This window comes from Phytoactinopolyspora endophytica (assembly GCF_004138495.1).
Taxonomy (GTDB): domain Bacteria; phylum Actinomycetota; class Actinomycetes; order Jiangellales; family Jiangellaceae; genus Phytoactinopolyspora; species Phytoactinopolyspora endophytica.
On sequence record NZ_ML142866.1, the window covers coordinates 79,730 to 83,885 of the forward strand.

General features: G+C 68.2%; 4 protein-coding genes. 3 read left to right on the top strand and 1 reads right to left on the bottom strand.

The features are described 5' to 3' along the window. Positions 1-760, bottom strand: a 760-nt coding sequence (locus ELR45_RS27305) for a PucR family transcriptional regulator ligand-binding domain-containing protein (protein WP_205857365.1), incomplete at its 3' end; no start/stop codon positions are given. 295 nt (positions 761-1,055) lie between these two features. Between ELR45_RS27305 and ELR45_RS27310 the strand changes: the two genes are divergently transcribed. The 3 genes from ELR45_RS27310 to ELR45_RS27320 all read left to right on the top strand — a co-directional run. Continuing rightward, positions 1,056-1,538, top strand: a complete 483-nt coding sequence (locus ELR45_RS27310) for a nucleoside deaminase (protein WP_205857366.1) — start codon at positions 1,056-1,058, stop codon at positions 1,536-1,538. Beyond that, positions 1,522-2,820: a cytosine permease gene (codB, locus tag ELR45_RS27315; RefSeq protein ID WP_129669144.1), complete on the top strand. Its 1,299-nt coding sequence runs from the start codon at positions 1,522-1,524 to the stop codon at positions 2,818-2,820. Before ELR45_RS27310 ends, codB begins: the two co-directional genes overlap by 17 nt. Positions 2,821-2,905: 85 nt before the next feature. Then, positions 2,906-4,156: M48 family metallopeptidase (locus tag ELR45_RS27320; protein ID WP_165368137.1), on the top strand; the 1,251-nt coding region annotated here is incomplete at its 3' end.

Below are 4,156 nucleotides of genomic sequence, written 5' to 3' on the forward strand. Positions count from 1 at the left end.
CGGGGGTCAGAGCCTGTGGCGGCCACCCGGGCGGATCTCCCGGCAGGTGTCTCACCGCACCGCCCGCACCGCCCGCACCACCCGGGTCACCCGCCGATGTCTCTTCGCCGACGAGCACCTCGCCCCACGGTCTCCCGTCGACGAGGACCGGCGCGCGCACGACCGCTTCCGCAGCGATGCGATGCAGCGCCTTCGCTGAGGACACGCCGCCCGCGGCCACCAGACGACCTGACGAGGTCGACACCGCGACCGAACGTCCTGTCTGTGCGGCGGCGGTCCGCGCGATCGCATCCAGACCACCGCCCGCCAGTGCCGCCAGGAGCTGGTCGCTCAGCTGGTCCACCAGGCGCATCGCGACGCTCTCCCGATCCAGCAGGACCGTGTTGACGGCGCGGCAGATGTGCTCGAACGGCACCACCCTGTCCAGCCGGACCAGCGGCAGCTCGCACCGGTCGGCCTCGTCGATCAGCTCGTCGGGCACGGTCGTGAAGGAACGCCCGGTCTCGATGGCCACCGCGGCGACGCCGCGCTCCGCGAGATCGCGTATCCAGTACCGGCGGGCACCCGCATCGGCTCCGGACAGTCCGAGACCGGTCGTCAGCAACAGCTCGCCGCCGGAGAGCAACGGACCGATCTCGAAGATCTCACTCGAATGCGCCCATGTGACGTCGCGGTTCACTCCGGCGGGCGCCGTGGTCAGCGCCGGAGCGGCCGCCCGTATCTCCGGAAGGTCGAGAATCTCGCGCAGCATCAGCGACATGTGATGACCATGCCGTAAATCCTGACGTCGATCAACGACAATACGTCGCACTTTGCGCCGCCAGAAGCTGACATCCTGTCCATTGCCGCGCCGACCATGGCGGCGCAGGCTGGTATGGCCTGTTCCTCGGTTGCGTGCCCGTCCATTCCCCTCCAGGCCGTTTCACCGGCCACGGGACCACGCACCCGCCCGGGAACAGGCATCTTGTCGAGCCCGCTCCTGCACCGTCGCCGGCCGGGCCGAGCCTGGGCGATGCCAGGCTCGCTGATGTGAGCAACGGATACGGAGGTAGTCGGTGCGTCTCGATCCCCAAAGTCCTGACGATGACGTTCTGCGTGCTTGGCTCGAGGTGGCCCTCGACCAGGCCCGGGCCGGTCTCGCCGAGGGCGGCGTGCCCATCGGCGCCACCCTGATCGGCCGGGACGGCGATGTCCTCGGCCGCGGCCGCAACAGGCGCGTCCAGGACGGTGATCCTTCCGTGCATGCCGAGACAGCCGCGTTCAAGGACGCCGGCCGGCAGCGCTCCTATCGGGGCACCACGATGGTGACCACCCTGTCACCGTGCTGGTACTGCAGCGGGTTGGTCCGCCAGTTCGGCATCTCGCGGCTCCTGATCGGCGAGGCGGTCACGTTCAGCGGCGGTCACACCTGGCTCGCCGAGCACGGCGTGGAGGTGATCATTCGCGACGACGCCGCGTGCGTCGTGTTGATGGAGAGGTTCATCGCGGACAATCCGGCCCTATGGATGGAGGACATCGGCGATGACAGCGAACTCTGAGACACCCCACGCCGGCCCCGAGCGGCCGGTCGATCCCGACTACCCGGTCGACCCCGTTCCCGCGCACGCGCGCAAGTCGCTCTTCTCGCTCTCGATCGTCCTGCTCGGCTTCACCTTCTTCACACCGACCATGCTCGCCGGGGCACAGGTCGGAGCCGCGTTCGAGTTCTGGCCCCTGATGGGCGTTCTCGCGTTCGGCAGCCTCGTCCTCGGCGTCTACGTCGCCGTCCTCGGCGGTATCGGCACCCGCACAGGCCTCACCACGGTGGTGATGTGCCGCTACGCCTTCGGTGACCAGGGATCCAAGCTCAGTTCGCTGCTGCTTGGCGGAACCCAGATCGGCTGGTACGGAGTCACGGTCGCCACCCTGGCGCAGCTGGTCGCCCAGGCGGCCGGGTGGGAGGGCGACGGCGTCGAACGGCTGTTGATGGTGGCCGGTGGCCTGGTCATGGGTGCCACGGCGTATTTCGGCTATCGCGGCATGTACGGCCTGTCCGTGATCTCGGTGCCGCTGCTACTCGCCGTTGCCGGCTGGGTGACTGTGCGCTCGTTCGACGAGGTGGGCGGGATGTCCGGCATGCTTGAGCAGGAGCCGACGGCCACCATGGGTGTCGCTGCTGCGGTGACCATCATCGTCGGGACCTTCGCCTCCGGCGGCACCCAGGCGCCGAACTGGACGCGCTTCGCCCGCACACCGGGGCAAGGACTCGGCGCCTCCCTCGTGGCGTTCCTCGTCGGGCAGTTCCTCATGCTGTTCTTCGGCGCGATCGGCGCCATCGCGTTCGGCGAGCCGGACTTCGTCCTCGTCCTGTACGGGCTCGGACTGACCGGCTGGGGCGTCGTCTTCCTGATCGGCAACCTCTGGACGACGAACGACAACACCGCTTACAACTTCGGTGTGGCCGGCGCCGAGATCGCCGACTCTCGCTCCAAGAAGCCCTACGTCATCGTCGGCGTCCTGATCGGTACCCTGCTCGCGGTGACCGGCATCTACGACAACCTGATCAGCTACCTGAACTGGCTGGGCATCATCATCCCGCCGATCGGTGGTGTCATCATCGGTGACTGGTGGGTGCGCTGGCGCCACGGGATGCCGTCCCCGTCAACTCACTCGTTTCCCACGGTGCGCTGGGGGAACATCGCCGCCTATGCGATCGGTGCGGTAGTCGCCTGGGCCACCGACGAGTGGGGCTGGGGCATACCGCCCATCAACGGCATCCTCGTCGCCGTCGTCGCCTCCGCATTCGCATCTCGGGTGCCCGCCCCGCGCACGCCTACCTGACCACCTCCCCAAGGCCCTCCCCTTCCGTGCTGTGTGGTGCTAGGATCCTGCGGTTCTGGGTGACTGTTCTCAGGAGTTCATACGCATGAAAGTCGCACTCCGCGCAGTGATTGCGCTCGGTCTACTCGCTGGTTTCTACCTCTTGGTCGGCCTCATCGTTGTCCTGGCCGTCGTCATAGACATCGGCCTCATCGTCCGCGGCGACGGTCAAGGGATACAGGCCGGCATCGCCATCACGCTGGTCGCAATGGCGCTGGTCCGGGCACTGATCGTGGTGTCCAGGCGCCGTTCGGGCAACGAGCACGGCGTCGCCGTCTCCGCTCAGCAGGAGCCGGAGCTGTGGCGCACTATCAACAACGTCGCGGAGCGGGTTCAGACCCAGCCTCCGGACGAGATCCGCATCATCCCTGACGTCAACGCCGCCGTCAGCGAGGACACCAGGTACCTCGGCTTGAAGGCGACCAAGCGACGCATGTACATCGGCATGCCGTTGCTGCTGACCATGACCGTGGACGAGATGCGCTCGATCCTCGCGCACGAGCTCGGCCACTACAGCGGCTCGCACACCCGGCTCGGCGCGCCTGTCTACCGCGGCCGAGTCTCCCTGATCGCCACGGTGCGGAGCCTGGAGAAGCATCCGTTCGTCCAGAAGATCTTCGTCGGATATGCCAAGTTCTTCTTGCGCATATCGCTGGCCGTCTCACGACGGCAGGAGCTCGAGGCGGACGAGCACTCGGTCGCCGTCGCCGGACGGTCGGCCGCGGCAAGCGCACTGCGTAAGGTACACGGGCTCGCCCCGGCATGGGGCTACTTCCTGGACTCCTACGTCGGGCTGATCGGGCCGGCCCAAGCCCGCCCGGCCGACCTGTTCGGTGGTTTTCACGCCCTGGTCAACAACCCCGTTCGTCAGCGTGAGATGGCCGCGATGATCTCCGAGCAGGGTGAGCGCTCGCCCTACGACTCGCATCCCGCGCTGCCAGACCGGCTGGCAGCGATCGAGAAGGTGGCGGAGACATACATCGATCCCGACGACCGTCCTGCCACGACCCTCCTCGCCGACGCCTCTGTCACGGCGCGCGGCGTCGAGGAGGCGTTCCTCGCCCCACCAGCGCTCGCCCTGCCGACCGCCACCTGGGAAGAGATCGTCGCCCGTGGCATGTATGAGGCGGCCAACCGGGCGGCGGTGAGCGATCTGGCGATCGCCGGGCAACGGACCACCGGTGCCGCGGTGCCCACACTCGACGCCGCGCTCGAGGCGCTTGCCCGGGGGCACGCCCCGCAGCTGCGCGCCGACCTGGTCGCCGCCGGCTGGGACGACGGCGAGCGGCTGCTCGAT